The 19,666-nt window shown below is 56.3% G+C and carries 16 protein-coding genes; 9 read left to right on the top strand and 7 right to left on the bottom strand.

Annotated elements, in window-relative coordinates; all coding sequences use genetic code 11:
- Positions 1–18 precede the first annotated feature (18 nt).
- Positions 19–1,152, bottom strand: a complete 1,134-nt coding sequence (locus IEV54_RS15085; protein WP_150278882.1) for a glutathione S-transferase family protein — start codon at positions 1,150–1,152, stop codon at positions 19–21.
- A 135-nt stretch (positions 1,153–1,287) separates the two neighbouring features.
- Between IEV54_RS15085 and IEV54_RS15090 the strand changes: the two genes are divergently transcribed.
- The gene (locus tag IEV54_RS15090; protein ID WP_150278881.1) at positions 1,288–2,007 is read left to right on the top strand and encodes an extensin-like domain-containing protein; all 720 of its coding nucleotides are present in this window, start codon (positions 1,288–1,290) and stop codon (positions 2,005–2,007) included.
- An 18-nt stretch (positions 2,008–2,025) separates the two neighbouring features.
- Here the strand turns inward: IEV54_RS15090 and IEV54_RS15095 are convergent, their stop codons facing one another.
- The 3 genes from IEV54_RS15095 to IEV54_RS15105 all read right to left on the bottom strand — a co-directional run bounded on the left by IEV54_RS15095 (position 2,026) and on the right by IEV54_RS15105 (position 4,755).
- Positions 2,026–2,688 carry an SDR family oxidoreductase gene (locus IEV54_RS15095; protein ID WP_150278880.1) on the bottom strand — a complete coding sequence of 221 codons (663 nt, stop codon included), beginning with the start codon at positions 2,686–2,688 and terminating at the stop codon, positions 2,026–2,028.
- A gap of 61 nt (positions 2,689–2,749) precedes the next feature.
- Positions 2,750–4,393 carry a methyl-accepting chemotaxis protein gene (locus IEV54_RS15100; RefSeq protein WP_150278879.1) on the bottom strand — a complete coding sequence of 548 codons (1,644 nt, stop codon included), beginning with the start codon at positions 4,391–4,393 and terminating at the stop codon, positions 2,750–2,752.
- A gap of 131 nt (positions 4,394–4,524) precedes the next feature.
- Complete coding sequence (locus IEV54_RS15105) at positions 4,525–4,755, bottom strand: cysteine-rich CWC family protein (RefSeq protein WP_150278878.1); 231 nt, start codon at positions 4,753–4,755, stop codon at positions 4,525–4,527.
- 371 nt (positions 4,756–5,126) lie between these two features.
- Here IEV54_RS15105 and IEV54_RS15110 point away from each other — a divergent pair, with 371 nt between their 5' ends.
- Positions 5,127–6,497, top strand: coding sequence for a trimethylamine monooxygenase (locus tag IEV54_RS15110; RefSeq protein ID WP_150278877.1), 1,371 nt, complete (start codon positions 5,127–5,129; stop codon positions 6,495–6,497).
- A gap of 2 nt (positions 6,498–6,499) precedes the next feature.
- Here the strand turns inward: IEV54_RS15110 and IEV54_RS15115 are convergent, their stop codons facing one another.
- Positions 6,500–7,249 carry a pseudouridine synthase gene (locus IEV54_RS15115; protein ID WP_150278876.1) on the bottom strand — a complete coding sequence of 250 codons (750 nt, stop codon included), beginning with the start codon at positions 7,247–7,249 and terminating at the stop codon, positions 6,500–6,502.
- Between the two features lie 134 nt (positions 7,250–7,383).
- On the opposite strand from IEV54_RS15115, the gene IEV54_RS15120 reads away from it, so the two are divergent.
- The 3 genes from IEV54_RS15120 to fusA all read left to right on the top strand — a co-directional run bounded on the left by IEV54_RS15120 (position 7,384) and on the right by fusA (position 11,477).
- On the top strand, positions 7,384–8,148 hold the full coding sequence (locus IEV54_RS15120) for a substrate-binding periplasmic protein (RefSeq protein ID WP_150278875.1): 765 nt from the start codon (positions 7,384–7,386) through the stop codon (positions 8,146–8,148).
- Between the two features lie 116 nt (positions 8,149–8,264).
- Positions 8,265–9,185 (top strand): hypothetical protein, encoded by a 921-nt coding sequence (locus IEV54_RS15125; protein WP_223825533.1) that lies wholly within the window; start codon positions 8,265–8,267, stop codon positions 9,183–9,185.
- A 201-nt stretch (positions 9,186–9,386) separates the two neighbouring features.
- Positions 9,387–11,477 carry an elongation factor G gene (gene fusA, locus IEV54_RS15130; RefSeq protein WP_150278873.1) on the top strand — a complete coding sequence of 697 codons (2,091 nt, stop codon included), beginning with the start codon at positions 9,387–9,389 and terminating at the stop codon, positions 11,475–11,477.
- 67 nt (positions 11,478–11,544) lie between these two features.
- Here the strand turns inward: fusA and IEV54_RS15135 are convergent, their stop codons facing one another.
- Complete coding sequence (locus IEV54_RS15135; protein WP_150278872.1) at positions 11,545–13,092, bottom strand: MFS transporter; 1,548 nt, start codon at positions 13,090–13,092, stop codon at positions 11,545–11,547.
- Positions 13,093–13,349: 257 nt separating this feature from the next.
- Here IEV54_RS15135 and IEV54_RS15140 point away from each other — a divergent pair, with 257 nt between their 5' ends.
- The 4 genes from IEV54_RS15140 to IEV54_RS15155 all read left to right on the top strand — a co-directional run bounded on the left by IEV54_RS15140 (position 13,350) and on the right by IEV54_RS15155 (position 18,956).
- On the top strand, positions 13,350–14,891 hold the full coding sequence (locus IEV54_RS15140; RefSeq protein WP_150278871.1) for an OpgD/OpgG family glucan biosynthesis protein: 1,542 nt from the start codon (positions 13,350–13,352) through the stop codon (positions 14,889–14,891).
- Complete coding sequence (locus IEV54_RS15145; RefSeq protein ID WP_150278870.1) at positions 14,888–15,145, top strand: hypothetical protein; 258 nt, start codon at positions 14,888–14,890, stop codon at positions 15,143–15,145. Before IEV54_RS15140 ends, IEV54_RS15145 begins: the two co-directional genes overlap by 4 nt.
- On the top strand, positions 15,145–17,262 hold the full coding sequence (mdoH, locus tag IEV54_RS15150; protein WP_150278869.1) for a glucans biosynthesis glucosyltransferase MdoH: 2,118 nt from the start codon (positions 15,145–15,147) through the stop codon (positions 17,260–17,262). Before IEV54_RS15145 ends, mdoH begins: the two co-directional genes overlap by 1 nt.
- 146 nt (positions 17,263–17,408) lie before the next feature.
- Positions 17,409–18,956: a methyl-accepting chemotaxis protein gene (locus tag IEV54_RS15155; RefSeq protein ID WP_150278868.1), complete on the top strand. Its 1,548-nt coding sequence runs from the start codon at positions 17,409–17,411 to the stop codon at positions 18,954–18,956.
- Here the strand turns inward: IEV54_RS15155 and bfr are convergent.
- Positions 18,947–19,411 carry a bacterioferritin gene (bfr, locus tag IEV54_RS15160; protein ID WP_150278867.1) on the bottom strand — a complete coding sequence of 155 codons (465 nt, stop codon included), beginning with the start codon at positions 19,409–19,411 and terminating at the stop codon, positions 18,947–18,949. The two genes, IEV54_RS15155 and bfr, sit on opposite strands and share 10 nt — an antisense overlap.
- Positions 19,412–19,666 lie beyond the last annotated feature (255 nt).

Genomic DNA, 19,666 nt, shown 5'->3' on the forward strand with positions numbered 1-19,666 from the left:
TTAATTACTGTCCCAGCTTCATCTTATAGCCCACACCTCGATATTGCTTTGGCGGGCAACACTGTAAGCCAGGCCCCGAGGCACAGCTGCTGCGAGCCCCATACGGTCGAGAAAGACCTGCACGCGCTCAGACTCGGGCCCGGTCAAATCCGCCAACGCATCCGCTGCACGCTGTAGTAAAAACAAGAGGTACGGTTCCACTCCAACCTCGAGCGGGGTGCCCTTGAAACTGGTATTTACCATACCCAGCTGGCGTTGCTGGGGCTTTTCAGTCACGGGCTCACCATCGGCTGGCTGATTGCGCAACACCCAGTTATCGATAAAGGCCAGCTTATCGCTCAGCTCAGGAAAGATTTCGCTGGCGATATGCTCTAGTAGTGGCTCGAGTGTTAGCGGGATCGCGTCCTCGGGCCAGAATTCAGCAGCACGCTCAGGATATTCGACCACATCAAGCCCAGGCGCCGTCATGCGCTCAACCCACCGATACACCCGCGGCGCGCGTAGCTTCATGATCTGGCAGGGCACCGGATCACGTCCCAGGTGGGCAAACAGGGAGCCTATCAGTCCATAGTCTCCAATCGAGGGCCGGTCCCCGAGCAGGTAGGGCATCTGCTCGAAGTGCGCATCAAGAATATCCAACAAGGCCTCGTATGACCGCTCGATGTGCGGGATGCTCTGTTCGGTTACACCCAGACGCGGCAAATAGGCCTGCATACGCATCATGATCTTTTCCGCCATCCCTGCACCCGATCCGCTGGTGAATGCATGTACCAGAAAATCTTTCTGTTGCTCGAGGTAGGACCACCGATAATGCATCGCATGCTTGAGCATAGCCTGGCCACCGTAGTACTCGATGATAATCGCTATTGCACGTTGCAAGGGACCCTGTGGATACACCGGGTAAGGTACACCCAGACGTTCGAAATAATCGATGATATCGACAGTATCCTGAATGATCTGCCCATCGGGTGTCTCCAGCACAGGGATGATCCCCCTGCCAATCTGCGGGAGAATCCGCGCGGCAAAATCCGGATGGGTGGTCGGCCGCTCGATGTAGGAAATGCGCTGGTTGCGTAAATAACAGCGCGCTTTACCTGTGTAAAGGGAATGGGACGCGCCATAAAGAATGTAGATGTTTTTATTGTCAGGCATGCTTTCTCCACACTGAGGCTGAATTTCAAAGCCGATATAAGCATAAATTGTGCTGCAGGCAAGACAAATCAACAATATGAATACGTTGACTGAAACATCCAAGAACAGTCGCACACTCCCGAAACCGAGGTTCAGTTGAATAAATTACTACTGCGCCTGGCGAAGCTCCTCGCCCTGCTGGCCTTATGCTTGCTGATATATCTGACGCGCCCCTGGGAAGCTGTTCCGGCTGCCTGGAATCCCTGGGCCCCATTGTCGGTCGAGCACCAGCTAACACCTGTTTCCCGCTGGAAGTTGTCCCGGCTCAAGCTCGCTCCCGAGCAGTGTAGAAATGCACTGGCAACAGCTCCCGACAACGTATTGGACTATATGCCGCTTGAAGACTACTCCCCGGTGGAAGGCTGCCCGCTGGAAAATGTAATCAGAATCAATCGAACCGACGTGGCTTTCAACTCTCCGTTTACCATCAGTTGTCCCTGGGCGGTGGCCTGGATCATGTTCGAACGCAATGAATTACAGCGCCTGGCCTTGATCCATCTGGACAATCAAGTGAAGCGGATAGATCACTACGGCAGTTTTGCCTGTCGCAATGTGTATAACCGTGAGGAGGGTCGCCGCAGCGAACACGCCACAGCATCTGCACTGGATATTGCAAGCTTTGAACTGGTTGGTGGTGAGCGGATTTCGGTGCTCAGGGATTGGGCACGGCCTGGGGAGTCAAAGGCTGGAGATTTCCTGAGGGCTTTCCAGGATAGCGCTTGCGATTACTTTGGCACCGTCCTTGGTCCCGAATACAACCAGGCCCACGCCAACCACTTTCATCTGGATACCAGTAATTACGGGTTCTGCCGCTAGGCGCGAAAGCTAAATGGATTACCAGGGCAGTTCATCACCATTGCTGTGCCAGAAAGATCCGGTATTTTCCAGACTCAGATTATCGATTCTTTCAGCCAGCCCACGGGCCGACTCAGTGGGTGTGATATGGCCGGAAAAACCGACCATCCGGGTCTGTACATAACCGGGGTGCAGCTGCGCGACGGCAACTCCCTTGGGCTTGAGATCCATCGCCAGCGACTTGCCAAAAGCGTTCAGCGCAGCCTTTGAAGCGCGATAACCGTAGCGCCCGCCCGAGTCATTATCCGCTATGGACCCCATGCGACTGGTGACATTGGCAATCTTGCCACCCCTGGGTATCAACGCAAGCAAAGCCTCAGCAACCCGTAACGGCGCATAGGCATTGATTTCCATCTGGGTGCGAATGGAATCGAAATCTATGGCACCCAACTTTTCATCCTGCAACAAGCCTGCGTTATTGATCAGTAGATCAACGCGGCTGCCGGCGAGCTCGCTGGCCAGGCGCCTGACGTCGAGCTCAGATGTCACGTCGATACCTGCCACAATCCTGGTAGCGACGGCGTCGAGCTCGGGCGATGATTCGCGGCAGACACCTGTCACCTGATCACCCCGGCCAGCATACAAACGAGCCAGTTCCAGCCCAATTCCACGGTTGGCACCGGTGATAAGTACAGTTTTCATTGCATGGCTCCTGTTGGTTGTTTTCAAGAATAGAAGCCTAGCATTGTTACCGGGTGCCCGTTCAGAGCCGGGCTGTCTTGAACTGGCCAATCAATCGTTCGAGTTGCTCAGCAGCCTCCTTGAGGTGCTCGGTATTCTCTGCGGTATCTTTCAGCTCGAACATCACCTTGCCGCCCAGGGCACTGAGTTGATTGAGGCTGCGAGCAATTTCGTTGGATGTCTGTGACTGCTGCTCGGCCGCGGCAGCCACCTGATGGGTCATGTCGGTAATGGTCGATACCGAGGTGGCGATCAAGCCCAGGGCAGTACGGGACGCCTCAACCTGTGCCTGCATCTCTTCCGACTGACGATGGCTGCCCTCCATGGACTCCACCGCCTTGGTAGTACCATTCTGGAGCAGCGTTATCATTTCCTGAATTTCATCGGTAGAGCGCTGGGTCCGGCTTGCCAGGGTTCTTACCTCATCGGCTACTACTGCAAAGCCCCGACCCTGCTCGCCTGCCCGAGCAGCTTCTATAGCCGCGTTCAAGGCCAGCAGGTTGGTCTGGTCAGCTACCCCACGTATCACGCTCAGAACCGACCCTATCGTTTTGGAGTTTTCATTCAGTTCACTAACGGCCTGCCCTGCCCGTTCGATATCGTTGGCCAGGGTTACCATCATTGCCGAGGTAAGCTCTGCAGTTTCATGCCCCTTGGCTGTCTGGTCGCCTGCCTCCTTGGCCGCTCCGGCCGAATCCGACATGCGTCTGGCAATTTCCTCGACTGTCGAACTCATTTCCTCTACCGCAGAAGCGATGGTTTCCAGCTCACTGCTTTGCTGGTTATAGGACGCCTCGGCCTTGGCCATGGCCCCACCAACTTCACTCGCGATTTCCCGATTGCGCGAAACCACCTCACGCAGCTCATCTATGACCCCCGTCAATTTGTCGGTAAAGGCATTGAAGCCACGCGCCAACCCCGCCACTTCGTCATTGCCGCTGGTATCCAGTCTTCGAGTCAGATCGCCGTCGCCTGTTGCTATGTCATTCATGGCTCGCACTGCGTGACCGAGGGGCCCGTTGATGCTGCGTGCAATCAGCAGGTTGAAGCCGATCAGCACCAGCAAACCGAAGCCCGCCAGAATGAGTTTGGGGGCCATTTCCGCCCAGAAGAATCCATTTACATCGTCCAGATAGATTCCCGATCCCAGTACCACGCCCCACGGCTCGAACAGAGAAACGTAAGAAATTTTCGGAACAGGATCAGTAACTCCCGGTTTCGGCCAGTCGTAAGCAACAAAACCAGCCGAATCAGCGCGGACCACATCGTTCATTTCGCGGAAAAGAAACTTGCCATTGGGATCCTTCACCTGCGCCACGCTATTTCCCACCAGCGCCTTGCTGAAAGGATGCATGAGCATCTGCAGATCAAGGGTGTGAACCCAGAAATAATCATTGTCACCGTAACGCTGGCCTTCAAGCGCTACCATTGCTGCAGCAACAGCTTCTTCCCTTGTCAGCTCCCCACTGAGCTGGCGGTCATGGAAATACTGCAGCACGCCCATCCCCGATTCCACAATGTGCTGTGTTTTCAACCCACGTCCATCAAGGAGGCTTTGTCGGAAGTCCACGGCAAAGCCTCCGACCAGAGCGAAAATGATCAGAAGTGTCAGCGAGGTACCCGCAAGCAGCCTCTGAGATATGGAGAATCGGCGAAGCAGAGTCATAGGATGTACTCGGAAGGGAGGGTGATTTCGCGACTTGTGGAGAAATACCACCGGTTGGGCATACCTGATCGTATCCACCAAAAGTGTTACACGAAATATTCCCTGATATGTCGACCAGTATTACCCATCCTTTAATCGGCTCGACGGACGGAGTGGTCCGCTTCAGCCGTATTTGCTCCAGCTGTTGCGCAGCGTGGACAAAGGCATGCCTTGTCAATCTGATCAGCCGGGACACGAGCCAGATTCTGCTTGCTTACCGGCACAGCAAAACACCAGCACTTTACGGTCACGTCCGATGCGACATAAGCACATTGGTTAGCCTGTCCACAGAGGGGGCAAACCAAGCGCGAGGTGGTTTTCATATCGATTTTTCCTGTCAGCTATCCTATGCGGCAGAAACGCGGACACCCCGATTGTGTTAAGGTGCCGCTCCTGGCATACGAGTTACCAAGTATTCTTCTTCTGCTTGACCAGTTCGAGCGCTTCCTTCCGGCGTTTTCTCGAGACCTCGCGTTTCATCGGTGGCCTGCCCACCTTCGGCCCTCTGTTGCACCCCGACAGCTGCAGCCTTCATCACATTGCGCCATCGGTTAACCCGACTTCAGTGCGCTTCATTGCGAAGCCCCATGTCTCGACCGTATTTCGGTTCGGGCGGTGCGTGCTTTTCGCTTTTAATCGTTGCCCGGGCCGCTCTCGCCCGCGCACGATACCTTGCCTGTTATCAGGAGTCATTATGAGCTTTAGAGTTGCCATTCTAGGCGCCGGCCCGAGCGGCCTGGCCCAACTACGTGCTTTCGAAGCAGCCCGCCGCGACGGCGCTGACATCCCCGAAATCGTCTGCTATGAAAAGCAGAGTGACTGGGGCGGCCTGTGGAACTACACCTGGCGCACGGGACTCGATGCCTACGGCGAGCCGGTTCACGGCAGCATGTACCGCTACCTGTGGTCGAACGGCCCCAAGGAATGCCTGGAGTTTGCCGATTACAGCTTCGAGGAGCATTTCGGCCGCCCCATCCCCTCCTACCCGCCGCGGGCCGTCCTGCGTGACTACATCATGGGTCGTGTTGCCAAGAGCAACGTGCGCCAGTACATCCGCTTCAATACCGCTGTGCACTGGGTTGCCGAAGACGAAGCCACCGGCAAGTTCGCAGTCACCGTGCGCGACCTCAAACAGGACGTGCTCAGCACTGAAGAGTTCGATCATGTGATCGTTGCCACCGGCCACTTTTCAACACCCAACGCGCCCTACTTCGAAGGTCTGGAAAAGTTCCCCGGTCGCGTGCTGCACGCCCACGATTTCCGCGACGCCTGCGAGTTCCAGGGCAAGGATCTGCTACTGATCGGCAGCAGCTATTCGGCGGAAGATATTGGCACCCAGTGTCACAAGTACGGGGCGAAGTCGGTCACGTTCAGCTACCGCTCAAAGCCCATGGGTTTTGACTGGCCGGAATCCTTTGCCGAAGTGCCATTGCTTTCCGAAGTTGTCGGCAAGACTGCCCACTTCAAGGACGGCACCAGCAAGGACGTTGACGCGATCATCCTGTGTACCGGGTATCAGCATCACTTCCCGTTCCTGCCCAACGAGTTGACGCTCACCACCAGCAACCGACTCTATCCGGAAGGCCTGTACAAGGGCATCGTGTCGCTGGCCAACCCCAAACTGGTTTTCCTCGGCATGCAGGACCAGTACTACACCTTCAATATGTTTGACGCCCAGGCCTGGTACGCGCGGGATCTGATGCTCGGCCGCATCACCCTGCCAACGGACCAGGCGATGGCAGCCGACACCCGGGAATGGGTAGGACGCGAGGAACAGGTAACTGACCCCTTCGAGGCAATCGACTTCCAGGCGGCCTACATACTGGATCTGCTTGAGCCGACTGACTACCCGCCCTTCGATGTGACCGGCGTCGCCGAGATCTTCAAGCAGTGGGAACATCACAAGGAGGCGGACATACTCGGTTATCGCAACAAGAGTTACCGCTCGACACTGACCGGCACCCTGGCCCCCGTCCACCACACCCCCTGGATGGATGCGATGGACGATTCGCTGGAAGCTTTCCTCTTTGAGGCGCAAGCCCAGCCAGAAAAGGAAAGTGTATGAGCTTAGCTAAACTCCCCATCAAAAATTGATAAAACCCGCATGAACGACATCTCGGGTACTGATTCCAGGATGACCGACTGACCGGTGACGGGATGGCTGAAAGCCATAGCGGTGGCCGCCAGCATCAACCGGCTCTGGCCGAAACGCTCGGCGAAATAATGGTTGTGCCGGGTACGACCGTAATTGGTATCGCCAATAATCGGATGACTGATGTGCTGCATGTGCCGGCGCAATTGGTGTTTGCGACCGGTTTGCGGGCTGAGCTCTACCAGACTGTAACGACTGGCCGGGTAGCCTTCTATCTCAACTGGAATCTCCGTCGTCGCCAACCGACGGAAGCCGCTCTTCGCCTCGCGTAGGGGTTGCTCTTCACCCTTGCAGCGTCGGTCAGTCGGATGCTCGCGCAGGGGGTGGTCGATGACCCCCGCCTCGGGAGTCCAGCCCCGCACCATCGCCAGATACGTCTTCGCTACTTTTCCATCCATGAACATTTTCCCCAGAGCACTCGCGGTCGCTGGGTCTCGAGCGAACAGAAGCACACCCGAGGTCGGGCGGTCCAATCTATGCACCGGGTACACATGCTCACCGCCATTGAGCGCACGGGCGTATTGCAGTGCAAACTCGGTTTCATGCCGATCAATAGGACTACGGTGTACCAGCAGACCGGCCGGCTTGTGAGCCGCCAGGAGCCATGAGTCCCGGTAAATTTCATGCAGCGGGTTAGCCGACAGGTAAGGATGCGCTACAGCCATAAAGAGCTGCTCTCCGGGCCGAACAAGGAAATCAAGTCTAACCCAAATGGGTGTGAATCCTGGCTCGACGCCAAATGAATTCCCGTCTAGGCTTGGCAGCGTGCGCTTACAAATACCAAACCAATAATAAATAAATGAACCAATATACCCGCCCCTGGCGCAGAATCTCTCTGGGTCTACTGCTGATGCTGTACACCAGTTTCAGTTTCGTGCATGCCGCAGAACCCGTTCGAACACTGAATGCAGCCTTTCTGAACTTCCCCCCCATGGCGTATCTCGATGACAACGGTGAGCCAGCCGGGAGCGTTATCGAGCTGACCAATCGCGTCGCGGCGGAAAGCGGGCTAGGTATCAATTGGGTAAGTTATCCGATCAGGCGCATTTACCACGGCCTGACCACCGGCAAGATCGATTTCTGGCCCGGATCGCAGGCCATTCCTGCCCTGCAAGATGCTACGCTCGAAACGCCTTCAATCGGCATCGATATAACGCTATGCGCATTCTCATTGGAAGCTACTCCTTCGATCGAGAGTGTTCAGGACCTTGCTCGCAAGGATCTGGTACTGATCAGGGGTTACACCTACCGCGCACAGCTCGACGACATATTCGAGAAAAACAAGCGGCGTCCAATTGTCGCGCCGGATCACGTAGCTGCCATGCAACTGCTACAAAAAGGGCGTGCCGACTACCTGATCAGTTACGCCGATCCAATCAAGAAAGCGTTGCTTCATTATCCGCAAGCAGATTCAAAATGCGACGTGCTCGATACCTGGCCCTTGGTATACGTGGTCTCGAGAAATATCCCAGACGCAGACGGTATCGCTGCTGCATTGACCGAAGGCTACCGCAAGGTGAGCGCAGCCAGGACCAAGCCAGCTCCCTTCGCCCAGGCGCGCTAACCAACACGCGAAGATAAACGCGCTGAATGCTGCATTAACAAGCCATTTGCCGGCTTTGCCCCACCGCGCCTACACTCGAGCTGTTGAAACCCAAACAGCCAAATCAAGGATCAATGATGAGCTTCGATACCCCCCTTTACCTGTGCGGCCCCGTGCGTGAGCCAAAACAGATGCTGGCCGATCAGGAATACAGCGGCCACACCTCCATACACGATGACAGCATGGCCGAGAAGCTGGGCTTCAGGGCGGGCCCGATTGAAGGCCCCACGCATTTCAGCCAGTTTGCACCGCTGCTGGCCGAAATATGGGGGCAGACCTGGTTTGAGCGTGGCTGTTTTTCCGCCCACTTTCAGAACATGGTCGTGGAAGGTGAGCAGGTTCGCGCGTTCATAGAGCGCCCCGCCCCAGGCGCCACCAGGGTGCGCGCCTGGGCCGAAAAGGCAGACGGCACTCCGGTGCTTGAAGCCAGCGCCAGCCTGGGGCCGGATGCCGGCGAAAGCCTGCTGGACCAACGCATGGCCAAACTGCGCCCACCGGAAAAACTGGTCATCCTGTCGGACCTGCATGTGGGGATGACCGGCGCCCGCGACGAAAAAGTGCGTATGGACCACGACCAACATATGGGCAACCTGTACCCGTTCTCCCTTGCACAGAAACTCGAGGGTATCACCGAGAACTCTCCCTGGTATTCCGACCCCGCCACTACGCCGTGGGGCCGCGCCATCATCCCGATGGAAATGGTCAGCGTGCTCGCTGAATACACCAGCAAGGAAGCAGAATTCCCGGTCAAGCAACCGGTTATTGGCCTGTTCGCCGATCAGGAGATCCGCATGATCGATGGCCCTCTGTTTTTAGGCGAGGACTACCTCATACGGCGGGAAATCGTTGCACTCTCCGAGAGCAAGCGCACAGAATCCTATTGGGTGCTTTCCAGCATCTACGATGCCAGTGGCAAAACACTCAAAGCACAGATGTTGCTCAACCATGCGACACTGAAACATTCCTATGCCAACTACGAGGTAGAAGCCTCGGCGTAACAGGATGCCGCGGAGCGGCTGTAATAGAGGCCTCCAACTCCGAGGCGGAGACGGGAAATATGCGAGCGTCGTTAGCCCCGGCGCTCGTCAAACGTGTCTCTGGAAAGCTTGCCCTCCTTTCCGTCGTAAAAGCAGAGCGAAATCACTTCTAATCCTGTATGATGAGCGCCTTTATTTCCACCCGGCTTATCAGAGAGCGCTATGACGACAGACCTTAACCTCTACAGAAACATCGGTATCTTCGCCCACGTTGATGCCGGGAAAACCACCACTACCGAGCGTATTCTCAAGCTGACCGGTCGTATCCACAAACTTGGCGAAGTTCACGAAGGCGAGTCCACCACCGACTTCATGGATCAGGAAGCCGAGCGCGGTATTACCATTCAGTCGGCAGCCGTCAGCTGTTTCTGGAAAGGCCACCGGTTCAACGTTATCGACACCCCCGGCCACGTTGACTTTACAGTTGAAGTTTATCGCTCGCTGAAAGTACTCGACGGCGGCATCGGCGTATTCTGCGGTTCCGGCGGTGTTGAGCCCCAGTCAGAAACCAACTGGCGCTACGCGAACGATTCGAAAGTATCCCGCCTGATCTTCGTCAACAAGCTGGACCGTATCGGTGCCGACTTCCTGCGCGTAACCGCTCAGGTCGAGAAAGTGCTGGGTGCCAAGCCACTGATCATGACACTGCCAATCGGTCGGGAAGATACCTTCTCCGGCGTCGTTGACCTGCTGACCCGCAAGGCTTACGTCTGGGATGCTACCGGTCTGCCGGAAAATTACGAGATCACCGACATCCCAGCCGACATGGTTGACGATGTAGAGAAATACCGCGGCGAGCTGGTCGAAACTGCCCTGGAAATGGACGACGACCTGCTGATGGCCTACATGGAAGGCGAAGAAGCCTCCAACGAAGACATCATGCGCTGCATCCGCAAGGGCACGCTGGAACTGGCGTTCTTCCCAACCTACTGTGGCTCGGCATTCAAGAACAAGGGCATGCAGCTGCTGCTCGACGCCGTTGTCGACTACCTGCCTGCACCGCACGAAGTTAACCCGCAGCCCCTGACCGACGAAGAAGGCAACGCCAACGGCGAATACGCCATCGTTTCCGAGAAGGAGCCCTTCCGTGCTCTGGCGTTCAAGATCATGGACGACCGTTTCGGCGCCCTGACCTTCGTACGCATCTACTCCGGTACCTTGAGCAAGGGTGACACCATCCTCAACTCGTTTACCGGCAAGAGCGAGCGCGTGGGCCGTATGGTCGAAATGCAGGCCAACGAGCGCAACGAACTGAGCTTCGCCACCGCCGGTGACATTATTGCCATCGTGGGCATGAAGAACGTGCAAACCGGTCACACCCTGTGTGATCCCAAGCACCCCTGCACCCTGGAAGCCATGGTGTTCCCCGAGCCCGTAATCTCCATCTCGGTTACCCCGAAAGACAAGGGTTCCACCGAGAAGATGGGCGTGGCCATCGGCAAGATGGTTGCAGAAGATCCTACTTTCCGTGTTGAAACTGACATTGATTCAGGCGAAACCATCCTCAAGGGTATGGGCGAGCTGCACCTGGATATCAAAGTCGACATCCTGCGCCGCACTTACGGTGTGGATCTGGTTGTAGGTCAGCCACAGGTTGCCTACCGCGAGACCATCACCAAGGACGTTGAAGACAGCTACACCCACAAGAAGCAGTCGGGTGGTTCCGGTCAGTACGGTAAGATTGACTACGTCATCAAGCCCGGCGAGCCGAACACTGGCTTCACCTTCAAGTCTTCCGTTGTGGGCGGTAACGTTCCGAAGGAATACTTCCCGGCTATCGAGAAGGGTTTCGCTTCCATGATGGGCATTGGCCCGCTGGCTGGCTTCCCCGTGCTGGACGTGGTTGTCGAGCTGAAGGACGGTGGTTACCACGCCGTTGACTCCTCGGCCATTGCGTTCGAAATCGCAGCCAAGGGTGCCTTCCGCCAGACCATGCCCAAGGCCGGCCCACAAATGCTCGAGCCTATGATGAAGGTCGACGTATACGCACCTGAAGACCATGTTGGTGATGTTATCGGTGACCTGAACCGTCGCCGCGGCATGATCCTCGGTCAGGAAATCAGCGCCACTGGCGTGCGCGTAAAGGCTGATGTTCCGCTGGCAGAAATGTTCGGCTACATCAGCACCCTGCGCACAATGACGTCTGGCCGTGGTCAGTTCTCCATGGAGTTTGCTCACTACGCGCCGTGCCCGGCTAACGTAGCCGAGACCGTTATCGCGAAAGAGAAAGAAAAGAAAGCGGCCAAGAACTAAGGTTCAGCCCGCTATCTGAAACGCCCCGCCGGCTTTTGCCGCCGGGGCGTTTTTTTTGCCAAAACGGTCAGTGCCCGCCCCCGCTCACCCGCACATCCCGCAAACAGATTGCCGTCAGTACTGCAGCAGCAGCCATGATCGCCCCACCGATCAGCGCATTGGCGTGCAATGCCTCCGCAAAGGCACCCTGCACCGCAACCAGCAACGCCTCTGCCAAATCCGGGGGTAACATAGCAACAACACCCAGGGCGCCTCCGAGGGTGTCACTCGCTATTTCAATCTGCTGCACGTCCAACCCGGCTGGCATCTGGGCAGCCATGTGTCCACGGTAAACGGCAGCGCCAACACTCCCGATTACCGCAATGCCCATGGCCATCCCCAGCTCAGTCGCCGTTTCGGAAGTAGCCGCGGCTGCGCCGGTTTTTTCAGGCGGCACGGAACTCATTACCAGATCAGTGCCCAGAATCATCATGGGCATTATCCCGACGCCGAGCAGAATGGTACCCAGAATCATCCATCCTAGTCCGTACTCGCCTTCCACGAGGATCAGTGCGGCAAACCCTATCACCGCTATCAGCAAGCCACCGCTGACCAACCAGGATGGCTTCAGCCACCGGGACATACGCGGTACCAACAGGGAAGCGATGGTCTGCAACACCGCAGACGGGAGCATCACCACGCCTGCTGCCAGAGCACTGAGACCCATCACCCCCTGCAAGTACTGGAAAATCAGCAGCCACGCGCCGGACAAGGCGAGGATCGACATCAACATTGCGATCACGGACACCGTAAAGGCGCGACGTCGAAACAAATCCATATCCAGCATCGGATCGACCAGGCTGCGCTGCCTGCGTATGAATAACACACCCACAACGATGCCCAGCACACTAGCCGCAATGGCCAGGAGGTTGACGCCATCGCGTGCTACATCCTTGAGGCCGAAAATGACCAGCAACAGGGCAGAAATCGATAGCAGCGCACTGGGAAAGTCCAGTCGTCCGGCCTGCTCATCGCGAAATTCTGGAAGAAGAAATGGCCCAACCAATAAAAGCAGAACCATCACCGGTACCGCCAGCAGAAACACCGCACCCCACCAGAAGAATTCCAGAACGATGCCGCCGATCAACGGCCCTATAGCGGTACCAACAATAAAGCCCGTCATCCATATGGTAATCGCCAGAGTACGCTCATGGGGAACATGGAACATGTTGCGGATCAGCGAAAGCGTGGAGGGCATCAGAGTTGCACCGGCGATCCCCAGAATGGCCCGAGTTACTATCAGCATGCCGGAAGAGCTGGCAAAGGCTGCTGCGATAGAGGCCACCCCAAAGGCAAAAGCACCAATCAGCAACAAGCGCCGACGACCAATACGATCACCCAGGGTGCCCATGGTAATCAGAAAACCGGCCACCATGAAGCCGTATATATCCAGTATCCAGAGCAACTGCGCACTACTTGGCTGCAGGTCTGCACTCAATTGCGGTGCAGCCAGATGCAGAACCGTCATGTCGAGCGCCAGGAGCAGAGTGGGCAAGACCAGAACAGCCAGCCCCAACCATTCACGACGACCGGCCGGGCGCCAGCTCAGAGGATCTGTTGGATTGTGTGTGTTCATTTAGACCTCCAGAATGGATCGGGTCTTATACCCCCGAGGGTGCGCTGTTCGCAAGGTACAGTCAGCAACGACTCATTGATAACACCCCTAGCTTTGTCAACGTCACACCAGTCACCTTTTCCGGGCCTCTGAAACGGAACTTACAAGCGTTTCAGCTGCCAAAGGCGAAAGCTCCCCGTGTATCGAATGTGAACGACACAGCTGTTTGAAAAGACCAATCGGTACCGGTTTGCCCCCCCTTTGCAAGGAAACCATGAATGAAGCTCGTTCTGTTACCCCTGCTGACAGTTACGCTGCTGGCTTATGCTGTCAGCGCCAATGCAGACACTGTCCGTGGCACCGTTGTGGCTAAAGCGGAATCCCTTTCCAGGGAGAAGTATCAGGCTCCGCCAGAGATCCCGGGTTTTTTGCAGAATCTGAATTACGATCAGTATCAAGGCATCAGGTTCAAGCCGCAGAGCAGCTTGTGGCAGGAAACCGACTCCAAATTCAAGGTCATGCTTGTGCCCCCGGGCCTGTTCTATACCCACCCGGTGCAGATCAATGTCGTCAGCGATGGCGAAAGCGAGCCCTTGCCCTTCAATAAATCCAGTTTTGACTACCCCAGCGGCGAACTGGAGCAGCAGATCCCCGCAGACCTTGGTTACGCCGGATTCAAGTTGACCTTCCCTTTAAAGGGTAATGACTTGCAGAACCAGTTTCTGGTTTTTGCCGGCGCCAGTTATTACCGTGCCGTGAGCCGCGATACGAACTTTGGGCTATCCGGCCGCGGCCTGGCAATCAATACCGGCCTTCCTGGCGGGGAGGAGTTTCCGGCCTTCATTGAGTACTGGTTGGAAACACCCAAGGCAGGCGCTTCAAGCTTTACCTTTCACGCCCTGCTGGACGGCCCCAGCATGACAGGTGCCTACCAATACACCGTGACACCGGGAGACCAGACAACCGTTGAGGTCAAATCGGTCGTATTTCCCCGCAAGAACGTAAAATTATTGGGTATTGCACCACTGACCAGCATGTTCTATTACGGAGAAAACACCCTCAAACCCCATGGTGAATGGCGACCCGAGGTGCACGACTCTGACGGCCTATTGATACATGATGGGGTATCAGATGAATGGTTGTGGCGGCCTTTGCTGAATCCTGTATCGCTGACCACAGACTACTTCGCCACCGATAATGTACGCGGATTCGGCCTGATGCAGCGCGACGTCAGCTTCACCCAATACATGGATAAGGAAGCCCGCTACGACACCCGCCCCAGCGCCTGGGTCGAGCCTGTGGGTGATTGGGGCAAGGGTAATGTGGTGTTGGTGCAACTGCCAACTAAGGGTGAAACCAACGACAATATTGTCGCCTTCTGGCAGCCCGCTCAGGAAGTCGTCCCGAACGAACCCCTGCACCTTTCGTACACTACTACCTTTGGTGATCAGCGGATTCCAGTCGAGCCACTGGCACGCACAATGGCCACGCACCTGGGCGACGGCAGCCGTGTGGGCGGGGGCAATCAGGCCGGCGCCGTGCGAGTTATCGTCGACTTTGCCGGGGGTGCTCTGGAGGATCTGGTAGCCGACGCTCCCGTCGTCGCCTCGGTAACAGGCCTGGAGGATGGCGAAATCATCAGCCATTTTGTTGAATACCTGGAGCCGTTGAAGCAGTGGCGACTGTCTATTCTTGCGCGACCTGCGGATGAGAAGCCGCTAACCCTGCGCGGTTTTCTCTCCCTTGAAAATGAGCCGGTGACAGAAACCTGGACATACCAACTACCCAGAAACACCGGCCTGCTGGGTCTGCAAAAGTGAATACTTCAACGCCTCCAAGTGAACAGGCGCTGCGCCGGGTTTTGCGCTATCTCGAGTTGTCGGGGGTAACCATCACAGTCGATGCGGAAAAACAGGCGTTGGCGCTGGTTACTCAAGCGCTGGATGCGGATCCGGGTGACACCCTGGCTGCAAGCATGGGGCTGATACCGCTCTATTTTGAACTGCCCCGCCATAGCGCCCCACTCCCGTCGCCGCCTTTGTGCCGCGGCAGCCTTGGCTACGGTGACTACTGATGGGCACGCCCTCCTCTGCAATTGCGACGAACCTGGAAAGCCGCTCAACAATCCAGGAGCAGCCTGTTCGGCCCTGGCGGATGATAGGTTTTCGGCGGCGCTTGATGTTGCTCGTAGCAGTGTTGCTGCAAACCGTCTTCGCAACCTGGTTCATGTTGTCTATCCTGCCCTACAACGGCGGAACCTGGGTAGAGATTGGCATGGCCAGCATTTTTGCCATTCTGTTCTCCTGGATTTCCCTGGGGTTCTGGATAGGCGTTTTCGGTTTTGTCTTGCGCCTCAGGGGGGGTGACCGGCACTCGCTGATGCATCAGCAGACCGCCTCAACACTCGCATCAACACCCATGGCCCGCACAGCTGTGGTCATGCCCATATACAACGAAAACGTCAGCGACTGTCTAGGCAGGCTCAAGACGGTGTATCTGAGCCTGCGGCGGACGGGTCAGGTCGAGCATTTCGATTTTTTCATTCTGTCGGACACTCGCGATCCCGATATCTGGCTGGACGAGCAGGCAGCCTGGGCCTCTCTGACTGAGGAGCTGCAGGCCGAAGGTCAGATCCATTATCGCCGTCGCCCCCTGAATCAGAACTATAAAAGTGGCAACGTAGGGGACTTCCTGCGCCGATGGGGCAAGAGTTATCCCTACATGGTGGTTCTCGATGCCGACAGCCTGATGGGTGGTGACACGCTGGTACAAATGGTGCAGTTGATGCAGCGGCACCCCCGGGTGGGTATTCTACAAAGTAGCCCCAGCCTGCTGAATGGCCAGTCGGTATTCGCGCGGATCCAGCAATTTTCCAATCAGCTGTATGGCCCACTGTTTACTACCGGCCTTGCCGCCATTCAGATGGGCGAAGCGGCTTTCTGGGGCCACAATGCGATCTTGCGCACAGCACCCTTCATGCAATATTGCGGTCTTCGCAAATTGCCCGGCTGGGGATTGTTCAAGGGGCCGATACTGAGCCATGACTTTGTGGAAGCCGCCTACATGGGTCGCGCCGGGCAAGAGGTCTGGCTTGAGCCCGAACTCAGGCAAAGTTATGAAGAGTCTCCTCCTACGCTGGTGGAGGAACTCAACCGTGACCGGCGCTGGGCAAAGGGTAATCTTCAGCACCTGTGGCTAATGCTGCGCGGCCGTCGACTACGTCTGGCCCATCGCATGGCCTTTCTCAACGGCATCATGTCCTATGCCGCATCGCCCCTGTGGCTGGCCTTCCTAGTCCTGGCAACCGTTGCCGCGGCCAGCATGGTAATCTGGCCCATCGAGTATTTTCCCGAAGCCCACCAGTTGCATCCGGTCTGGCCGGAATGGCGGCCCCTTCGAGCGATAGTCCTGATTTCGATTACCTTTGCGTTACTGTTTCTGCCCAAGTTTCTGGCAGTTTTCGATGCGGTAATGGGTGGCCGATCCCGGAGTTTTGGCGGGGCATCCCGGTTAATGGTCAGCGTTCTACTGGAGATGCTGGTCTCTGCACTTCTCGCACCTATCCGCATGCTTTCCCACACACGCTTTGTGCTTGAGTCACTGTTCAATATCAAACTCCAATGGGCAGGACAGAATCGCAGCGGTGAGAGCGGCTGGAGCGAAGCCATAATCAATCAGGCGTTTGGCAGCTTGTTGGCTTTGGGCTGGATCGGATTTGCCTACTGGATTGATCCCATGTTTTTTCTGTGGTCGTTGCCAGTAGCCATCCCCTTGATTTTCGCTGCACCGGTATTTGTATTGCTCAGCCGCATTCGGGCCGGGCAAACCCTCAGACGGGGTGGGCTGTTGGTAATACCGGAAGAATCCAGCGGATCCCAGCTACTCGACGACCTCAGCAATGAGCCCATCCACCACCAGGCCCATGGGCAGATGTCTGCATTTCAACAAGCGTTGATCAACCCCCGACTCAACGCCTTGCACGCAGGACTCGCGCGAGACCTCGGCGGAGCTACACGCAAGGAGCGATTACAGGCATTACGCACACGCTGCCTGCGTGAAGGGGCTGAGGGGCTCAGCAATACCGAGCGCACACTGTTAGCGAGAGACAGGGTTTCGCTAGAATGGCTCCATGTTCAGATCTGGCGCGCTCCAGCAGAATCGTTATGGGGACAGTTGCTCCGACGCAGCTAAGTTTTCGATCATGGCCCTACCCTCAAGACCAATGCGTAATAGACCAAAGGCGCATTGGCGTACCTCGACGCCAGCCGCAAACTCAGCCTACCAGGCGTAGTGATCGTGCTTAGCCAAACAGGCGCCCTGGGTCCAGGGAGAGAGCCATGCTGCCAATATCCAATAATAAATTCTTTTGCGTTGTCATTCAGATTCTACTGGTGCTTGCAGCTGTCTTGTTTATGGGGCCCGAAACCCTCTGGTACACCCCGTTGATCGCCGCCCTGCCTTGGGTAACCCTGTTGCGCCAGCCTACAGCCCCGACTGTAGATAGCACCGACAAACTGAGCGAACTGGCAAGACGGTTATCCAAATCAACCTGCCACAACGCTATTGCCGCAGCAGAGGTATCCTACTCTGTCGACCAGCTGGCGACCCGGATCTCCTCCCAACTGGCTGCCACTACCCAGGCTGCCAGCAATGCCGGTGCCATAGCTCAACAGGTGGAAAAAGCCGCTGGCTATGCTGATGATGCAGACAGGGCAGCCGAAGTGGCCTTGACCAGCAGCGCCGCTGGCAAGCAAGCTCTGGACAACACCACAGCACTGATGCAACAACTTGCCGGTAAGGCGAGTGACAGTTTGCACATGCTTACACAGCTCAATGCACGGGCCGCCAAAATCGTTCAGGTGACCCAGGTTATCGATGGAATCGCCAGCCAGACCAACCTTTTGGCGTTGAACGCCGCAATTGAGGCTGCTCGGGCCGGCGAGATGGGTCGGGGGTTTGCTGTAGTTGCTGACGAAGTCCGGGCCCTCGCCAGTCGTACCAGCCAGTCCACTTCCGAAGTCTCCCTTATTATTGACGAAATGCACCAACAAGCCGGTCTGGTGACCGAGAGTATAAATGCTCTTGCCGAACAGATTCAGGCAGGTGTGCACCTTATCGAGGAAGCAGACTCGCAATTGGCGGGTATCAATCAACAGGGTGACGCTGTGAAACAGGCAACCAGTCTGATCGCCCACAGTAGCGTCGAGAATCAGGATCAACTGGACAGCCTATCTACCGCCGTGGAGCAGATAAGAGCTGATTTGTCTGACAGCGATGCGCAAACCCGGTCGCTGGGCAATGAAGCAAACCAGTTGGTGGCAATAGCGGAAGAGGTCAGTGAAATGCTGGCAGAGGTCGCATTGGACCCCTACCACCAGCACTGTTTCGAGGCTGCTCAGGCAGCTGCAAAGGCTATTGAGGAGCGCTTCGAAGCGGACATTCTGAGTGGTGCTATCGGCCTTGATAGTCTATTCAATACCACGCTCGACCCCATCGAGGGCACGCGACCTCAGCAATATACCAGCCACTTCGACAAGTATGCCGACAAGGTCCTCCCGGGCATTCAGGAACCACTGCTAAAGGAAAATCCTGCCCTGGTATATGCCATTGCGACTACCGTCGCCGGGTACGTCCCAACGCACAACAATGCGTTCTGTGCGCGCCCTAACGGCGATCTGAAACACGATACACAGCACTGCCGTACCAAACGGCTATTCGATGACCCCACCGGAAGGCGTTGTGGAAGTCACGAAAAAGCGCTATTGCTGCAAACCTATAAACGCGACACTGGCGAAATCATGCATGACCTGTCAGTGCCCATTCGCGTTCATGGACGACATTGGGGAGGTATAAGACTGGGTTACCGCCCCGAAGCTCAGATCTGAGACTGTAGGTAGTTCTGCAGTCCAATCAGCTTGATCAGTCGCAATTGCTGCTCCAGCCAATAGGCGTGATCTTCCTCGGTATCCTGAAGCTGGATCTCGAGCATTTCGCGAGTCGGATAATCCTTGTGCTTCTCACATAGCGCAATCGCTGCCGCCAGATTTTCGCGTACTTCGTATTCCAGCCTGAGATCGGATGCAAGCATGTCGGGCACGGTGAACCCGGGATGAATTGCATCAGGTGTCATGTCCGGCTTGCCTTCGAGGAACAAAATACGCTTGAGGATGGCGTCAGCGTGCTGAGTCTCTTCTTCCATCTCATGATTGATACGGTCGTAAAGCTTGCTATAGCCCATATCGTCATAAAGGCGCGAGTGGAGAAAATACTGATCGCGCGCACCAAGTTCGCCACGTAACAGTGAAACAAGGCAGTCGATGACTTCCTGGTTGCCTTTCATAATTGCTCTCCACCCTCAATTTCCGAATAAGCAATTGTGCCCCAGCAAACCTTCAATTGCTAATGGAAACGGCCACCACACCTGCATCTCGCCCAGTTTTCCCCGCACCCATTCCAGCCCAACCTCCTTACTCTTTTACATGCTCCCTCGCCACTCCCGCCCCCACTTCGCTACTTCCGCCATTCCTAATCATTCAAGCGAGTCCTCGTCATTCCCGCCCCTACCCCGTCATTCCCACGATTCCTCGTCATTCTT

Origin of the sequence: Halopseudomonas salina, from assembly GCF_014637955.1 — a bacterium.
GTDB lineage: Bacteria > Pseudomonadota > Gammaproteobacteria > Pseudomonadales > Pseudomonadaceae > Halopseudomonas > Halopseudomonas salina.